General features: G+C 64.3%; 16 protein-coding genes and 1 rRNA gene. 5 read left to right on the top strand and 12 right to left on the bottom strand.

All coding sequences use genetic code 11. From position 1 onward, the window contains the following. Positions 1-26: 26 nt before the first annotated feature. From AB3X98_RS09390 to AB3X98_RS09365, 6 genes are all read right to left on the bottom strand, one after another. A complete protein-coding gene (locus AB3X98_RS09390) occupies positions 27-728 on the bottom strand; it encodes a glutathione binding-like protein (RefSeq protein WP_069265265.1) in 702 nt (233 codons plus the stop codon). Between the two features lie 156 nt (positions 729-884). Next, the gene (locus AB3X98_RS09385) at positions 885-2,144 is read right to left on the bottom strand and encodes an acyl-CoA dehydrogenase (protein WP_069265264.1); all 1,260 of its coding nucleotides are present in this window, start codon (positions 2,142-2,144) and stop codon (positions 885-887) included. Positions 2,145-2,202: 58 nt separating this feature from the next. Continuing rightward, on the bottom strand, positions 2,203-3,321 hold the full coding sequence (locus AB3X98_RS09380) for a phosphotransferase (RefSeq protein ID WP_368606356.1): 1,119 nt from the start codon (positions 3,319-3,321) through the stop codon (positions 2,203-2,205). 42 nt (positions 3,322-3,363) lie between these two features. Next, positions 3,364-4,083 carry a histidine phosphatase family protein gene (locus tag AB3X98_RS09375; RefSeq protein WP_368606357.1) on the bottom strand — a complete coding sequence of 240 codons (720 nt, stop codon included), beginning with the start codon at positions 4,081-4,083 and terminating at the stop codon, positions 3,364-3,366. A 31-nt stretch (positions 4,084-4,114) separates the two neighbouring features. Beyond that, entirely contained in the window at positions 4,115-4,903 is a 789-nt protein-coding gene (locus AB3X98_RS09370) for an oxepin-CoA hydrolase, alternative type (RefSeq protein ID WP_342947963.1), read from the bottom strand. Then, complete coding sequence (locus tag AB3X98_RS09365; protein ID WP_368606358.1) at positions 4,900-6,462, bottom strand: 3-hydroxyacyl-CoA dehydrogenase; 1,563 nt, start codon at positions 6,460-6,462, stop codon at positions 4,900-4,902. Before AB3X98_RS09365 ends, AB3X98_RS09370 begins: the two co-directional genes overlap by 4 nt. A gap of 108 nt (positions 6,463-6,570) precedes the next feature. Between AB3X98_RS09365 and AB3X98_RS09360 the strand changes: the two genes are divergently transcribed. Then, entirely contained in the window at positions 6,571-7,212 is a 642-nt protein-coding gene (locus AB3X98_RS09360; RefSeq protein WP_342947965.1) for a glutathione S-transferase, read from the top strand. 81 nt (positions 7,213-7,293) lie between these two features. Here AB3X98_RS09360 and AB3X98_RS09355 read toward each other — a convergent pair whose 3' ends face one another. Continuing rightward, positions 7,294-8,484 carry a pyridoxal phosphate-dependent aminotransferase gene (locus AB3X98_RS09355; RefSeq protein WP_368606359.1) on the bottom strand — a complete coding sequence of 397 codons (1,191 nt, stop codon included), beginning with the start codon at positions 8,482-8,484 and terminating at the stop codon, positions 7,294-7,296. A 105-nt stretch (positions 8,485-8,589) separates the two neighbouring features. Continuing rightward, positions 8,590-9,105, bottom strand: coding sequence for a putative toxin-antitoxin system toxin component, PIN family (locus AB3X98_RS09350; RefSeq protein WP_342947967.1), 516 nt, complete (start codon positions 9,103-9,105; stop codon positions 8,590-8,592). A 64-nt stretch (positions 9,106-9,169) separates the two neighbouring features. On the opposite strand from AB3X98_RS09350, the gene yaaA reads away from it, so the two are divergent. Both yaaA and AB3X98_RS09340 read left to right on the top strand, forming a co-directional pair. Next, positions 9,170-9,964: a peroxide stress protein YaaA gene (gene yaaA / locus AB3X98_RS09345; RefSeq protein ID WP_368606360.1), complete on the top strand. Its 795-nt coding sequence runs from the start codon at positions 9,170-9,172 to the stop codon at positions 9,962-9,964. A 29-nt stretch (positions 9,965-9,993) separates the two neighbouring features. Next, a complete protein-coding gene (locus AB3X98_RS09340; protein ID WP_069265255.1) occupies positions 9,994-11,157 on the top strand; it encodes a M14-type cytosolic carboxypeptidase in 1,164 nt (387 codons plus the stop codon). 86 nt (positions 11,158-11,243) lie between these two features. On the opposite strand, the gene AB3X98_RS09335 is transcribed toward AB3X98_RS09340, so the two are convergent. The 4 genes from AB3X98_RS09335 to AB3X98_RS09320 form a co-directional block, all read right to left on the bottom strand. Next, positions 11,244-11,915, bottom strand: a complete 672-nt coding sequence (locus AB3X98_RS09335; protein ID WP_368606361.1) for a hypothetical protein — start codon at positions 11,913-11,915, stop codon at positions 11,244-11,246. A 207-nt stretch (positions 11,916-12,122) separates the two neighbouring features. Beyond that, positions 12,123-12,797 (bottom strand): energy-coupling factor ABC transporter permease, encoded by a 675-nt coding sequence (locus tag AB3X98_RS09330; RefSeq protein ID WP_069265487.1) that lies wholly within the window; start codon positions 12,795-12,797, stop codon positions 12,123-12,125. A gap of 10 nt (positions 12,798-12,807) precedes the next feature. Further along, a complete protein-coding gene (locus AB3X98_RS09325) occupies positions 12,808-13,743 on the bottom strand; it encodes a response regulator transcription factor (protein ID WP_069265253.1) in 936 nt (311 codons plus the stop codon). Positions 13,744-13,938: 195 nt separating this feature from the next. Beyond that, positions 13,939-15,153 (bottom strand): DUF2863 family protein, encoded by a 1,215-nt coding sequence (locus AB3X98_RS09320; protein WP_133182136.1) that lies wholly within the window; start codon positions 15,151-15,153, stop codon positions 13,939-13,941. A 163-nt stretch (positions 15,154-15,316) separates the two neighbouring features. Between AB3X98_RS09320 and AB3X98_RS09315 the strand changes: the two genes are divergently transcribed. Together AB3X98_RS09315 and AB3X98_RS09310 are read left to right on the top strand one after the other, a co-directional pair. Further along, positions 15,317-15,613 carry a hypothetical protein gene (locus AB3X98_RS09315; RefSeq protein ID WP_368610234.1) on the top strand — a complete coding sequence of 99 codons (297 nt, stop codon included), beginning with the start codon at positions 15,317-15,319 and terminating at the stop codon, positions 15,611-15,613. A 219-nt stretch (positions 15,614-15,832) separates the two neighbouring features. Continuing rightward, positions 15,833-15,898, top strand: a 16S ribosomal RNA gene (locus tag AB3X98_RS09310); the annotation flags it as partial.

Below are 15,898 nucleotides of genomic sequence, written 5' to 3'. Positions count from 1 at the left end.
TTTTGCGCGGATTTCCGCGTAATGCGTTAGTGTCTGGCGTACTGCGTCGCGCCGAACAGCATCTCCTTCGCCTTCTCATCCATGAGCGGCTTGCGCGCATTGGCGAGCACTTCCACGCCGCGCTTGACTGCCGGCCGCGCGGCGATCGTTTCGTGCCAGCGCTTCACGTTGGGCAGCGAATCGAGATCGATGCCCTGGTTTTGCCAGGAGCGCGTCCACGGGAATGCGGCGATATCCGCGATGGTGTACTCGTCCCCGGCCAGATACTCGGTCTTTTCCAGCTGCGTTTCCATCACGTTGTAGAGCCGCTTCGCCTCGTTCGTGTAGCGATTGACCGCATACTCGATTTTCTCGGGCGCGTAGATGCGGAAGTGGTGCGCCTGGCCGAGCATGGGGCCGAGACCGCCCATCTGGAACATCACCCATTGCAGCACGTCGTAGCGCGCCGCGAGGTCTTCAGGCATGAAGCGGCCGGTTTTCGCGGCGAGATAGATCAGGATCGCACCCGACTCGAACAGCGAGAACGGCTGGCCGTCGGCGCGGCGCGGGCCTTCGGAGTCGGTAATGGCGGGAATCTTGTTGTTCGGGCTGATGGCGAGGAATTCGGGCTTGAACTGGTCGCCCGCGCCGATATCGACCGGATGCACCCGGTATTCGAGGCCGGTCTCCTCGAGCATGATATGGACTTTGTGACCGTTCGGCGTGGCCCAGCTGTAGACGTCGATCATCGTGGCTCCTTGGCACCATGAAAGAAGGCGCCGCGAAAGTCTGGATAGTCTTGCGCGACGCCCGATCTGGCGCAAATTAGCATAGATCGGCGTCGCTCGCAGAGGGCGCAAGAGCGCCCCTGCTGCGCTTGTGGACTTACGTGGACTCGCGCGGACTTACGAGCGCGTGACCGGCATTTCCACGCGCGATGCCGCGCCCGCGTCCATATGGCGAGCGAGTTCGAGCTTGGCGATGGCGTTGCGGTGCACTTCGTCGGGGCCGTCCGCGAAGCGCAGCGTGCGCGCCGAAGCGTACGAGTACGCCAGCGGGAAGTCGCCGCTCACGCCCGCCGCGCCGTGCACCTGCATGGCCCAGTCGATCACCTGGCAGGCCATGTTCGGCGCCACCACCTTGATCATGGCGATCTCGCCGCGCGCGCCCTTGTTGCCGACGGTGTCCATCATGTACGCGGTCTTGAGCGTGAGCAGGCGTGCCTGCTCGATCATGCAGCGCGCTTCGGCGATGCGCTCCTGCGTGACCGTCTGCTGGGCGACCGCCTTGCCGAACGCCACGCGGGAGAGGGCGCGTTTCGCCATGAATTCGAGCGCGCGTTCCGCGAGGCCGATGAGACGCATGCAGTGGTGAATGCGGCCCGGTCCGAGCCGCCCTTGCGCGATCTCGAACCCGCGGCCTTCACCGAGCAGAATGTTCGAAGCCGGCACGCGCACGTTTTCGAGCGTGATCTCCATATGGCCGTGCGGCGCGTCGTCGTAGCCGAACACGGTGAGCGGGCGGCGCACGGTGATGCCGGCCGTATCCGACGGCACGAGGATCATCGACTGTTGAGCATGGCGCGGCGCATCGGGGTCGGTCTTGCCCATCAGGATGTAGATCGCGCAGCGCGGGTCGCCCGCGCCCGACGACCACCACTTCGTGCCGTTGATCACGTAGTCGTCGCCGTCGCGCTCGATGCGCGTCTGGATGTTCGTCGCGTCCGACGAGGCCACGTCGGGCTCGGTCATCAGGAAGGCAGAGCGGATCTGCCCTGCCAGCAGCGGCGTGAGCCATTGCTGCTTGTGCGCCTCGCTGCCATAGCGCTCGATGGTTTCCATGTTGCCGGTGTCGGGCGCGCTGCAGTTGAATACTTCAGGCGCCCAGTGCACGCGGCCCATGATCTCGCACAGCGGCGCGTATTCGAGGTTCGTGAGACCCGCGCCGCGTTCGGAGGCGGGCAGGAACAGGTTCCATAGCCCGGCCGCGCGAGCTTTTTCCTTCAACTGCTCGACGATCTCCGTCGGCACCCACGCATTGCCGTTCGCGCGATTGCGCTCGACTTCCTCGTGGAAGATGGCTTCGTTCGGATAGATGTGTTCGTCGAAGAACGCGAGCAGTTTCTCGCGCAGGGCCTGCACTTTCGGGGAGTAATCGAAATTCATCGGTGACCTCGCAATGCGATGCAGTGACAGTGAAAGTGAGTCGGTTTCGAACGGATTTTCAGCGCACCTTCTGCGCGTAGCGCCAGGCGAGTTCCGCCATGGGCCTCGCGCGGCGGCCGGCGTCGATGGCCTGCGCGCTCGCGGCTGTGCCGTCCACCACGCGTTTCATGATGCCCTGCAGGATCGCCGCGATCCGGAACATGTTGTACGCAAGATAGAAGTTCCAGTCGCCGCGAATCTCGAGGCCGGTGCGCTCGCAATAGCGCGCAACGTACTGCGCCTCGTCGGGTATGCCGAGCGCCTGCCAGTCGAGGCCGGCAATGCCGCGAAACTGCGCGGGATCGACGTGCCAGGCCATGCAGTGATACGAGAAGTCGGCGAGCGGGTCGCCGAGCGTGGAGAGCTCCCAGTCGAGCACGGCCAGCACGCGCGGCTCGCTCGGATGAAAGATCAGGTTGTCGAGCCGGTAGTCGCCATGCACGACCGATACGCGCGAGCCCGCATCGTCGGGCATGTGCTGCGGCAGCCATTCGATCAGGTGATGCATGGCGTCGATGCGCTCCGTTTCCGAGGCCTGATACTGGCGGCTCCAGCGATCGATCTGGCGTGCGAAATAATTGCCTGGCTTGCCGTAGTCGGCGAGGCCCACGGCGTTGGGCGTCACGTTATGGAGCGCCGCGATCACACGATTCATCTCGTCGTAGATCGCGCCGCGCTGCTCGCGCGTCATGCCGGGCAGCGACTGGTCCCAGAGCACGCGCCCCTCGACGAACTCCATCACGTAGAACGCGCGGCCGATCACCGCCTCGTCGTCGCAGAGCGCTAGCATCTTTGCGACCGGGACATCGGTTGCGGCGAGCGCATCCATCACGCGGTATTCGCGTTCGATCGCGTGCGCGGACGGCAGCAGCTTCGCCTTGGGTCCCGGCTTCGCGCGCATCACATAGGTGCGGCCGGGGGTGACGAGCTTGAACGTCGGGTTCGACTGGCCGCCGGCGAACTGCTCGATCGCGAGGGGGCCCTGGAAGCCTTCCACGTGAGCGGCGAGCCAGGCGCTCAGCGCTTCGGTGTCGAAGCGCTGGCGCTCGGCAACCGGGCGCGTGCCTTCGAACGCCGAGTAGTCGGGGCGCGTTTGCGCGTTGTTTTTCGTGTCTCCATCCGGGGTGGCTTGCGCCATATGCGTCTCCCTTCTCCTGATTCTCCTGTGGGTCGCCGCGCGTCAGCCGCGCGGTCTATAGCGCAGGTATTGCGCGTACAGCATCTCCATCGTCGTGTTGCGGGTGTCGCGATGCAGCGGTGAGGGCGGAGCGTAGTTGAGCATGCGCACGACCCAGTCTCGCGGCGCGGCGCCGACATCGAGTGCGTTGATGCAGCCCGTGGCCTGCGCGAGATGGCCGAAGAATGCGCGTCCGCCCGCCGTGATTGCATGCGAGAGAATCGCGCGGTTCACGCCGCCGTGCAGCACGAGCAGCGCCGAGTCCCACGTGAGGTCGGCGCGCAGCGCATCGAGCGGCGGCAGCACGCGGTCGAGCAGCTCGCCGATGGTCTCGCCGCCGAGAAAGCGCGTGTCTTCCGGCACGATGCCGTCGAACACGCGCAGAAAGGCGTTTTCGACTTCAGCGGGAGGAATGGCGGCGAGACGGCCGCCGCGAATTTCTTCCCACGCGCTCTGCACTTCGAGTTCGATCGACTGACCGCTTGCCGCGAGCACGCGCTGCGCGGTCTCGACCGTGCGGCGCAGTCCGCTGACGATCACGCGGTCGAAACGCACCCCCTGCAAGGCGAACGCTGCGCCGGCGGCGGTGGCCTGGGCGCGGCCGTTCTCGTTGAGCGACACGGTGTCCGGGTCGATTGCGCGACCGGTCTCGTCGAAGTAGGTGACGTCGCCGTGACGCATCACGTAGAGGCGCCGGCGCGCGGGCAACTGGTACTCGGTCATGGGTGTGTCGCTCGTGCGGATTGAAGCCGGTTCACTTGTAGACAGGGGCGCGTTTTTCGAGGAACGCGGTAATGCCTTCGAGGCCGTCGCGGTGATGCAGCGACGCGACGAAACTGTCGCGCTCCGCAGCGAGCTGTGCTTCGAGCGGCTGCGCGTCGGCGACGTTCGTCAAACCCTTGATGCGCGCCACCGAATTCGGCGAGATCTTCGCGAGTTCGTCGGCCCAGGCAAGCGCCGTATCGAGCGCCGATTGCGGCTTCGAGAGCCGGTTCACGACGCCCAGTTCCGCGAGACGCGCCGCGCCGATCGGCTTGCCTTCCACCATCAGCTCGAACGCGAGAGCACGCGGCAGCGAGCGCGCGAGGAACCACGAACCGCCGCCATCGGGCGTCAGGCCTACGCGCGAATAGGCCATGACGAACTTCGCATCGTCGGCGGCGACGAGCAGGTCGGCGGCGAGTGCGAGCGAGAAGCCCGCGCCGGCGGCCGCGCCTTCCACGGCCGCGATGATCGGCTTGCTCGACTGGCGCATCGCGGTGACCCACGCAGCGAGCATGTCGATGCTGGCGGCCTGCACCGACGGGTCCTTCGCGCGGTTTTCGAGCAGGCGGTTGAGGTTGCCGCCCGCACAGAAGAAGTTGTCGGCGCCCGTGAGGACGATTGCGCGCAATGACGAATCGCGCTCGGCGGTGTCGAAGGCTTCGACGGCAGCGGCGTACATGTCGGGATGCAGCGCGTTGCGTGCGCCGGGGTTCGACAGCGTGAGGACGAGTGTCGATTCGTGGCCTTGCGGGCGGGTGCTGAGGAGTTCGGCGCTCATTGCGGTGCCTCGTTCGATGCGTTGATGTCTGCTGCGTCTGCTTGCGTCAGCGAAAGGCCGAGCTGCGCGCGGCGCGCGAGCCACGGCGACGGGCGATAGCGCGGATCGCCGAGCACGGTGTGGATGTTGCGCAGGATCGTGAGGATCGTGCGCGCGCCCAGCGCGTCGCCGAGCGCGAGCGGGCCGCGCGGGTAGCCGAGACCCAGCGTAACCGCGAGGTCGATGTCACGGGGCGTGGCGATTTGTTTTTGCGCGATGTCGCAACCGATGTTGACGATCGTCGCGACGATACGCTGCGCGACAAAGCCCGTCGAATCGCGCATCACGGTGACCGGCACGCCGTCGGCGGCGAAGAGCGCGTGGCCCGCGTCGCGGGCTTCGCGCGTGGTGGCGGGCGTCGTCATCAGCGTGCGGCGCTTCGCGGTGTCGAGCGGGAACAGCGTGTCGATGGCGACGACGCGGCTCGCGTCGAGCTGCTCGTCGAGCGCGGCGGTCGTGGCGTCGAGGCCGAGCGGCGCGACGACGATCAGCGAACCGGCTGCCGGCGTATCGCTTTCGTCGACGGCCACACCCGCTTTTACTGCGAGCGCGAGCACGGCGTCACGCGCGGCGGCGTTGCGGCGGCTCACCCAGACGCGCGCAGGCAGCGCCGTGGGCGCTGCGGGCTCATCGGGCGCCTGCTGCTTGCCATCGACATAGCGATAGAAGCCTTCACCGGCTTTGCGGCCAACGAGCCCGCCTGCGAGCCGCACACCCGTGATGGGGGAGGGCGTGAAGCGCGGCTCCTCATAGAACTGGTGATAGATCGACTCCATCACCGGATGCGAGACATCGAGGGCGGTGAGGTCGAGCAACTCGAACGGTCCGAGGCGAAAGCCAGCCTGTTCGCGCATGATGCGATCGATCTCGACGAAGCTCGCTACGCCTTCGCCCGCCACGCGCAGGCCTTCGGTATTCATGCCGCGGCCCGCGTGATTGACGATGAAGCCGGGCATGTCCTTCGCGCGCACTGGCGTGTGGCCCATGCGGCGCGCGAGCGCCATGAGCGCGTCGCCGGCGGCGGGATCGCTGCGCAGGCCGTCGATCACTTCGACCACCTTCATGAGCGGCACGGGGTTGAAGAAGTGATAGCCCGCCACACGCGATGCATCGCTGCACGCGGCAGCGATGGCGGTAATGGAAAGCGAAGAGGTGTTCGAAACGAGCAGGCAACGCTCGCTCACCACGCTTTCGAGCTCGCGAAAGAGCGTGCGCTTGGCCTCGAGATTCTCGACGATCGCCTCGATCACGAGATCGCAGACAGCAAGTTCATCGATCGTATGCGCGCCGCTCACGCGTTCGAGCGCGGCGTTGGCGGCAGCCTCATCGAGCTTGCCTTTTGCCGCGAGTTTCGCGAAGGTGTCGGCGAGATAATCGCGCGCGGCGGCGACCGCCTGCGGGTTCGTGTCGTAGAGGCGCACCGCGAGGCCTGCCTGCGCGGCGATCTGGGCGATGCCGCGGCCCATCGCGCCGGTGCCGACGATGCCGATTGTCTCAATGTTGAAATGATGTGAAGTCATTGGAAGCCTGGCTCCATGATTGGCCTAGAATAGCACGGTCGTACAATTTTATGAAAACGGTCCGGCAGTTCCGAAAAGGGAGCTGCCTCTCTGAAGGAGGCAACGAGGATGATCAAGCTGCACGGTTTCGCGCTTTCGAATTACTACAACAAGGTCAAGCTTCTGCTGCTCGAGCACGGCATCGCGTTCGAGGAGCTGCCGAACAAGCTGCCGCTCGAAGAGGCGCAACTCGCGCAGTCGCCGGCCGGCAAGGTGCCTTATATCGAAACGGAGCAGGGCTTTTTGTGCGAGTCGGAAGTGATCGTCGAGTATCTGGCAGCGCGCTTTCCAGAGAAGCACATTTTCGCGGCGGATCCGTGGCAGGCAGCGAAGGAGCGCGAACTCATCGTTTTCATCGAAACGCATCTGGAGTTGAACGCGCGTGAGCTGTATGGCGAGGCGTTCTTCGGCAGCAAGGTGACGGACGAGGTCAAAGCGACCATGGAAAAGCGGCTGCGCCGTTACGTGGCGGCCTTCAGGCGGATCGCGAAGTTCGCGCCTTACGTGGCGGGCGAGCAGTTCGGCGTGGCCGATGCGGCGGCGTTCGTGAGCCTGCCGCTCGTGGGCCGCGCGACGCAGGCCGTCTACGGCAGCGATTTCCTCGCCGACGTGGGTATCGACTGGAAAACGTATATCAAGCTGATCGGTGAACGCCCGACGGCGCAGCGCGTCAACGCGGACCGCAAGGCGTATATCGAGGCGAACTCGTAAGCGTTGCGGCGTTTTGCACGTTGTTGCGCGCGATGATCGGGAACGCACTGCCGTTCGTGGATTCATCGCGCGCGCACGACATCAGAGCCGCGCAAGCCGCTCGAGCGCGGTCGCGAGCGTGCTTTCCTGCTTGGCGAAGCAAAAGCGCACGACGCCCGATTCGTGCGCCTCGTGATAGAACGCCGACACCGGAATGGCGGCCACGCCGATCTCCGCAGTGAGCCACTTCGAGAATTCCGCTTCGGGCAGATCGCTGATCGCCGAATAGTCCACGCACTGGAAGTAGGTGCCTTCGCACGGCAGCAGCTTGAAGCGCGTGTTGGCGAGTCCGGCGCGGAAGAAGTCGCGCTTCTTCTGGTAGAACGCGGGCAGTTCCAGATACGGCTTCGGATCACGCAGATACTGCGCCAGGCCGAACTGCATCGGCGTGTTCACGGTGAAGACGTTGAACTGGTGCACCTTGCGGAACTCGGCCGTGAGCGGCGCGGGCGCGGCGACATAGCCCACCTTCCAGCCCGTCACGTGATAGGTCTTGCCGAAGCTCGACACGATGAAGCTGCGCGCGGCCAGCTCCGGATAGCGCGCCACGCTTTCGTGCGGCTGGCCGTCGTAGACCATGTGCTCGTAGACCTCGTCGGAGAGGATCAGCACGTTGGTGCCGCGCACGATCTCCTCGAGCTTTTGCATGTCCTCGGCGCGCCACACTGTGCCCGTGGGGTTGTGCGGCGTATTGATGAGGATGAGGCGCGTTTTCGGCGTGATGGCCGCGGCGAGGCGGTCGAACGCAATCGCGTAGTCGGGCGCTTCGAGCGTCACGAACACGGGCTTGCCGCCCGCCAGTTCGATCGACGGCAAATAGCTGTCGTAGGTCGGCTCGACCACGATCACTTCGTCGCCCGCGTGCACGGTCGCGAGAATCGCCGTGAGGAGCGCTTGCGTGGCGCCGGCCGTCACCGTGATCTCGCTATTGGCGTCGTAGCGGCGGCCGTACACGTGCTCGATCTTGTCCGCGATCGCTTCGCGTAGCGCGGCGATGCCTGCCATCGGCGGGTACTGGTTGTGACCCTCGCGCATGGCTTGCGAGACGGCGTCGACGATGCGCCCGTCGCAATCGAAGTCGGGAAAGCCCTGGCCCAGGTTGACCGCGCCCTTTTCGGCGGCGAGCGCGCTCATCACGGTGAAGATCGTCGTGCCGACGTTCGGCAGACGCGACGGAAAAGAGGGCGTGAGCAGGGTGTCCTGCGAATTCTGCGTGGGATGCGGTGCGTTCATGTCGCGGGCGGGAGTCGGGCGTTGGGTTGGGTCAAAGTCCGATTGTAGGCAAATCGGCACCGCTGCGGTGGTCAGGCCGGGCGCGCACGCCGTGATGCAGGGGCATCAGGCCTGCGCTGCTTGAGCAGCGCTTTGCACGCATTCGGCGACGAAGGCGTCGGGCGTTGCGATGCGAAAGCCAAAGTCGCGCGCCACGCGCTTCGCGAGCTTGAGCACCGCGCGGTCCTTCGAGACGAGCCACTGTGCGCCGCTTGCGCGCGCCAGTTCGAGAAACTTCTGGTCGTCGCGGTCGCGGCATTGGGGCAGGGGCCGCGCGTCGGCGGCAAGCTCGGGCAGCTCGATCAGTTCGACGAGGCCGGCCAGCGCCGCGAGCGCGTCCGCTTTCGCGACGCCGCGGCCAGCGAACTGCGGATAGTCGAGCACGTGGGCCAACTCGGCCTGGCAACGCGCGTCGATCAGCGCCTGGATCGCGCCGCGCTCGAGCGCCGCGCGAATGGGGCGCGTGTGCGCGTCGTCGAACACGAGGATATCGAGCCAGACATTCGAGTCGAGAACCACGGGGAGCGCGCGAGCGGCGGCGGGCGAGAGGGATGCTGCGGTTGGGGGCGTGAGGCCGGTCATTCGTGAATTCGCTACAATCGGGCTTTCGCCTTTGAACATCGGCACATCGTGCCTGCAAGCCTCTATGATAATCGTTCTGTCGCCGGCCAAATCGCTCGACTATGACACGCCGGCGCACATCGAAGCCCACACTATCCCCGATTTCGTCGACGACGCAGCCGAGCTGATCGCGGGCTTGCGCCGCCTCTCGCCGCAGCAGATCGGTTCGCTCATGAGCATTTCCGACCCGCTCGCGCGCCTGAATTTCCAGCGCTACGCCGACTGGTCAAAGCAGTTCAGCCAGACCAACGCGAAGCAGGCCGTGCTCGCGTTCAACGGCGATGTCTACGAAGGCTTCGACGCGAAGTCGCTCTCGTCGGCGGATCTCGACTATGCGCAACAGCATGTGCGTGTGCTCTCCGGGCTCTATGGCCTGCTGCGTCCGCTCGACCTGCTGCAGCCTTATCGCCTGGAAATGGGCACGCGTTTCGAAAATGCGCGCGGCAAGGATCTCTACGCGTTTTGGGGCGAGCGCATCACGCACGCGATCAATGCGCAGATCGAGCACAACCAGGCGAAAGTGGCGAAGGGTGCGCGCGTGCTGGTGAACTGCGCGTCGAACGAGTACTTCAAGGCCGTGAAGCCGAAGAAGCTCGCCGCGCCTGTGATCACGCCGGTATTCGAAGACTGGAAGGGTGGGCGCTACAAGATCATCAGCTTCCACGCGAAGCGCGCGCGCGGATTGATGGCGCGTTATGCCGTCGAGAACCGCGTGGCGGAGCCCGAGGCGCTCAAGGCGTTCGATGTGGAAGGCTACGCGTTCGATGCGGATGCATCGAACGATTCGACCTATGTATTTCGTCGGCGCATCGCCGAGTAAATGAACAAGCAAGCGGGAAGGAAAACACCATGACGATTGCCATCTCAAGCCATTTCGATGCGGGCGCGATCGAGGTCCTGTCGTGCGAGCGCGCCGACGACATCCGTCTGCGCGTGCGAGCGGATAACCAGTCCGAGTTCGCGCAATGGTTCTACTTCCGCCTCTCGGGCGCGCGCGGCGAACGTTGCGTGATGACGTTCGAGAACGCGTCGGCCTGCGCATTTCCCGAGGGCTGGCGCGACTACCAGGCCGCGGCGAGCTACGACCGCGTGAACTGGTTCCGCGTGCCGACCTCGTATGACGGGAAGGAACTCGTCATCGACCACACGCCCGACTTCGACAGCATCTACTACGCGTACTTCGAGCCGTATAGCGAAGAGCGTCACTCGGAGTTCCTCGGCGCGCTTCAGCAACTGCCGCACGCCACACTGACGGAACTCGGCCAGAGCGTCGAGGGCCGCCCCATGTCGCTGCTCTCGCTTGGCATGCCGGGCGACACCGCGCCCGACGGCAAGCCCAAGAAGACGGTCTGGATCATCGCGCGCCAGCATCCGGGTGAGAGCATGGCCGAGTGGTTCGTCGAAGGGTTGGTCAAGCGGCTCGCCGGTTGGGGCGACTGGGCTGGCGATCCGGTCGCGCGCAAGCTTTACGACCGCGCCGTGTTCCATATCGTGCCGAACATGAATCCGGACGGCAGCGTGCACGGGAATTTGCGTACCAACGCCGTGGGCGCGAACCTGAACCGCGAGTGGATGGCGCCGGACGCGCAGCGTAGTCCCGAAGTGCTGGTCGTGCGCGATGCGATCGAAGCCACGGGCGTCGATCTCTTCTTCGACATCCACGGCGACGAGACGCTGCCCTATGTGTTCGTGGCGGGCTCGGAAATGCTGCCTGGCTTTACCGATCAGCAACGCGCGGAGCAGAAGGCGTTCATCGAGGCGTTCAAGGTGGCGAGCCCCGACTTCCAGGATCAGCACGGCTACGAGGCGAGCCGCTACCGCGAAGATGCGCTCAAACTCGCGTCGAAGTACATCGGCCATCGCTACGGCTGCCTGTCGCTCACGCTCGAGATGCCGTTCAAGGACAACGCCAATCTGCCCGACGAACGCGTAGGTTGGAACGGTGAGCGTAGCGCCGCACTTGGCGCTGCGATGCTGCAGGCCATCCTGCATCACGTGGAGGCGTTTGCGTAACACGCGTCTTCGCCGCGCAGACATCAAGAAAAGGGGGAAACGGCCAGGCCGTTTCCCCCTTTTTCGCGTCGAGAACACCGACGGGTTCAGTTGGCCGTCGTCTTCTTCTTTGAAGTCGCTTTTTTCGCAATGGATTTTGTCGTCGTCGATTTGCTGGACGACTTCGTGCTGCTCGTCGACATTTTGTGGCTCGACTTGTTCGCAGGCGTTTTTTTCGAACCGTTGCCAGTGGCCTTCCTGGTCGAATGCTTGCCCTTTCCATGGGCGCCGCTCGACGCCGTGCCGCGCTCGCTGCGTGCGTGCGCCGGCGGGACCGGATCGTTCCAGCTGAACGCGAGCATCTGCTGCCCGACATAGCCGCAGCGAAACTTCAGGTCATAGGGCGTGTTGCCGCTTTCTTTGGGAATGCCGATGCCGTCGACTGTCACGATCGTCTCGACCTTTACGCGCTGCTTGCCTTCGTCGAACGAGTCGTTCCACGGCGTCACGCTCGCGTGCGCGCTGTCGAACGAACTGGGCGGAAACTCGACGTGATCGAGCGCTGTCGATGTGCTTGCGACGAAGTCGCCGTGCGCCGCGCAGTCCGCGACGAGCGGGTCCGCGTGCATCTGGGTGACGAACTGCTTGACGAGATCGTTGTGTTGATCGAGTTGATCGGCCTGCGCGGCTGGCGCGGCGATGAGCATGAGGCTCGCGGCGCACGCCGCCAGTTGACCGGCTACGAACAACAGCCGGCGAGATGCATGGTTGCAGTCCATCTGCTTGCTAGGGATGAGGGGTGAGACGTCAGGCACCGTAAGATGCAGCCCAGCCAGCTTGAGTTCAATCCGGAAACAATTATTTTCTTCTGTCAGAGCAGTGGGATCGGCAGCAAGCGCTGCTGCGTATGCGCTTGCGGCCGAGCGCGACGTGCGGTCGCGCCGTCGCCACGTTGCTGGCGGTGGGGCGTCCGGCTGAGGCAGCGTTCAGGTTCGCGGGCCGCCCAGGCGATAGCGACGCACGTCGTACGTGGTGACCCAGGCCGGCCGGTAGACGGCGATCAGCGCCGTTGCCATACCTGTGAACCAGGCTTCGCCCGAAGCGAGTAGAAATACGCTGAATGCATAACCTGCGGGCACGGTGATCGCCGATCCGCCGTTGAGCGCCACATGGGTGCCGAGCGCGAGATAGGCCGCCGCCGAAACGGCGATGGCTGGCGACACGAAACCCTGGCCGACGATGAACATGAAGAGGTTGCGCGGCAGCCACGCGGTGCAGGCGCGCTGCAGTAGCGCCGAAATCGCGACAGGGAAGGCGCCGAATATCAGGAAGGTGAGGGCGACGCCTTCCCAGGGGGCGTCGAAGACCAGTGCGGCGAGCCCGACGACGACGCCCATGGCGACGAGCGCGAGCCCCCAGTCGAATAGCGTGACCACGAGTGTGGCGCCGAGCAGGTGCAGCACGGTGCCGTCTTCGAGCCACGCATTACTTGCCCACAGCACGGAGATTGCGACGACGATCGCAAGCCACACGTGCTGGAGCGTGGCGTCCTGCAGACGCTTGAAGGGGTTCTTCCATAGCGCGAGCGCGAGCAGCCCCACGGTGACAACCCAGGCACCGATAGCAACCCAGAACGGAAGCGGCGTAAATAGGAACCCCATGTGCTTCATATTACTCGTTGGAAGGCGAGCCGTGTGCGCGAGCGAGCACCAGGGCTTCCTCCTCCGTGCTCTCACTGGCCTCGCCGACGTCGACGGGGCGCATCTGCTGCGCCGCGGCGAGGTCGCCATAGGGCGTCACTGGCTCCGCGGCGATGGGTAGGGGAGCCGCACTGTCGCCTGACAGCAACGGATAGCGATGCGCAAGAGCGTCGCGTGCGCGCAATGGCACCGGACCGTGCTCGCCGTGCCGGGGCTTCGCCGCCCGCTCGCATTCTGCGCGCAGCACCTGCAGCTGGTTCGCGAGCAATCCGTTGTAGATCGCGACGGCTGCCGCGCGATTGGGCGCGCCGAGCTGCTGAAAGATGCTTGTCAGATGGACTTTCACCGTGCCCTCGCTGATGCCGAGCGCTCTCGCGATCATCTTGTTCGTATTGCCCATATGGACGCAGCGAAGGATCTGCTCCTGTCGCGGTGACAGGTCCACCTTCGGACGTACCTTGCGGGCCTGTGCGGCGGCTTGGGCATCGCGCCGGGGCGGCAGCGGCCATGGCGTGCATGGACCGAGCACGTCGGCCGGCAGATGATCGCCACCAAGCATGATGAGTTCCAGAAACTTCACAATCAGGACGGAGTCCGTTGTGCGCCGGATGACGCCGCGGGCGCCTTCGTTGATGAGCGCGCGCACAGTCGTGGGCGTCTCGGCGCTGTCAACCAGTATGGCGACGGGCAAGCTGCGGTGCCGCATGACAAAGTGGCGCAGTTCGCCGGCACGGATGTCGTCGTGCCAGTCGATCACGATCAGGTTGGGGGTGAACCGTTGCAAGGCGCGCTCAGCGCTGCGCCAGTCCGGCGCATCATTGAAGCGTGCGCGACGGTCGATTTGTCTTAACAGCGCCTTGAGTCCTTCGCGCCTTTCGGCGTCCGGATTGAGTACAACGAACCGCATGGATATGCCCTCCTTTCGTAACGGCCTCTCGCAATATTGTGAAATGCGCACCGCTTCTACTCGGCGGTGAACCAGACCAGCAGCACCATGATGACAAAAAGGTTGCGCGCTGGCGGCCTGTCCAAAAGGCATAAGACATAGGGCAAAAAAAAGTCCCGCACACAGGCGGGACCGGGTAGGAATTTGGGCGTTGTCCTAGTGGAAATGTGGCTGTACGGGCTCAGCATCTTCTGGCATCTCGGCGTGGACGATCTCGCCGAGTGGATCCGCATAGAGCGGCACGCCGCAGTCATCGCAGTATTCCGGCTCGAAGCGGCCAGCGTGACGACGGATATCGGTGATGCCCGATTCCTTCAGCAGCGCAACGATCTCTTCGAGCGGACCGCTGCTGACACTCTCCTCGGTCGGCTCTTCGTCGATGTCGGCGTCGCCGTTCTCGCGGCCATAGAGCGGCCAGACCACGCCATACAGTACGTCATTGCTGCCGCGCTTCGTGAAGCCGATGCGGTATTCGTCGATACGGCGCTCGCCGAAGCCGGCGACGACGGCGCGCAAGTCCTGCGCACCCGCGCCGATCGTGTCGAGCAGATAGCGCACGGCGGTGCGGATCGTGTGCGGGCGCACGCGCTCGTCCGCGTCACGGCAGGCAGAGTAGTAGGCGTCTGGCAGCAGGCATTCGAACTCGCATCCTGGCATGACGACGGCAAGGTTGGCACCGCCCTGGGTAGCCCATTGTTCCAGGCATTGACCGCGCTCGATGCGCGAGCCGTGTTCCTCTTCTTGCCAGCGGAAGAGCGGGGCGCCAACGGGCGCGGCGACGACGGCGAGCAGGAAACGCGGATCGGCGAGGATCGGCGACGTTTCCGGCAGTTCGCCCGAGCTGATTTTCGCCGGCGCGCCGCTCAATGCCGCCTGCGTAAGCTGTTGTGCGAGGCGCCAGGTTTCGACATGGTGGCGCGGCAACTGGTCGATGCTATAGAGATAGGGGGCCATCGCCACGCGCGTGCCGTTCGCCAGCACATGGGCCTGAAGATGGGTGCGCAGGGCGTCGGCGCCGTCGGCCTTCAGCGGGCCCGAAGGGATGACATAGCGCGTCCAGGCCAGCACCGGCGCGGCGACGAGCAGCGCCTCGTATTGCGCGCCGTCGTGTTCGACGATGAACGACTCGCTGTGCGTCTCCGCCATGTCGGCGAGCGCGCCGTAGGCGTCCGGATGATTCTGCTGCAGATGATCGAGCGCGGCGTCGAGTGTGGTCTGATTGCCGTTGCGCACGACCTTCGCTAGCAGCGTGTCGAGCTTTGCCTCCCAGAAGCGGTCTTCGGTGCGGCTGCCCGAGGCGAACAGGGCGAGCGAGAGGCCGACGAGTTTGTCGGCGTCAGGAGGAAGGCGTTTGGCGATTCGCGAGCGCATAAATCTGTGAGTTTGGGTGCAGAGAACCCCATATTCTAGTCGGTTCCGTGCGCGCCATCGGTTTGGGCAGCAGGAGCGCACCGAATGGGCCTCGGTGCGATGCAGGATCGTCGTTGCTGCACAGCCGGAAGGCATCGACCGGAAGCACTATGACGACTGCTCTATGGAGCAGGCGAGCCGTGGTCAGCCCGACTTTACTAGCCGGTCAAAAAACCGCTTGCAAGATGTCATCTGCGTGACTAGAATTCCGGTCTTTCGCGCTTTCGATGAAGGCGCGGGGAGACGGGAAGCCTGGGGCGAAAGCCTTGTGGCGGCTGGGTCTGCGGGTGATTGGAAGTTGAGCGGCAGGTTGAACGAAGTAAAAAAACCGGTTGACAGATCGCCAGACAGTCTTCATAATCTCGTTTCTCTGCTGCTGACGCAGCAACGCAGAAAGAAGCCGGTAGTTGAGCAGTTTTAACGGCGCTTTCGCGATCGATCTTTAAAAATTTACAGCCGATAAGTGTGGGCGCTTGATGCGGTGGCGACCCGATAGTGTTCTTCGGAGCGGTATCGGGAGCAGCAAAAGTATCAAGAGTCTCACACTAAAGTAAGTCAGGTTTTTGAATTTATTCAGAAAACCTGTCAGCTTTGAGTGAGCGACCGGTCTCGAGAGAGACCGAAAACAGTAACAGGTATTGAACTGAAGAGTTTGATCCTGGCTCAGATTGAACGCTGGCGGCATGCCTTACACATGCAAGTCGAA

The organism is Paraburkholderia sp. BR14312, assembly GCF_040948675.1.
In the GTDB taxonomy this organism is placed as follows: Bacteria; Pseudomonadota; Gammaproteobacteria; order Burkholderiales; family Burkholderiaceae; genus Paraburkholderia; species Paraburkholderia nodosa_A.
This window is presented reverse-complemented; position numbering and strand designations above follow the sequence as displayed.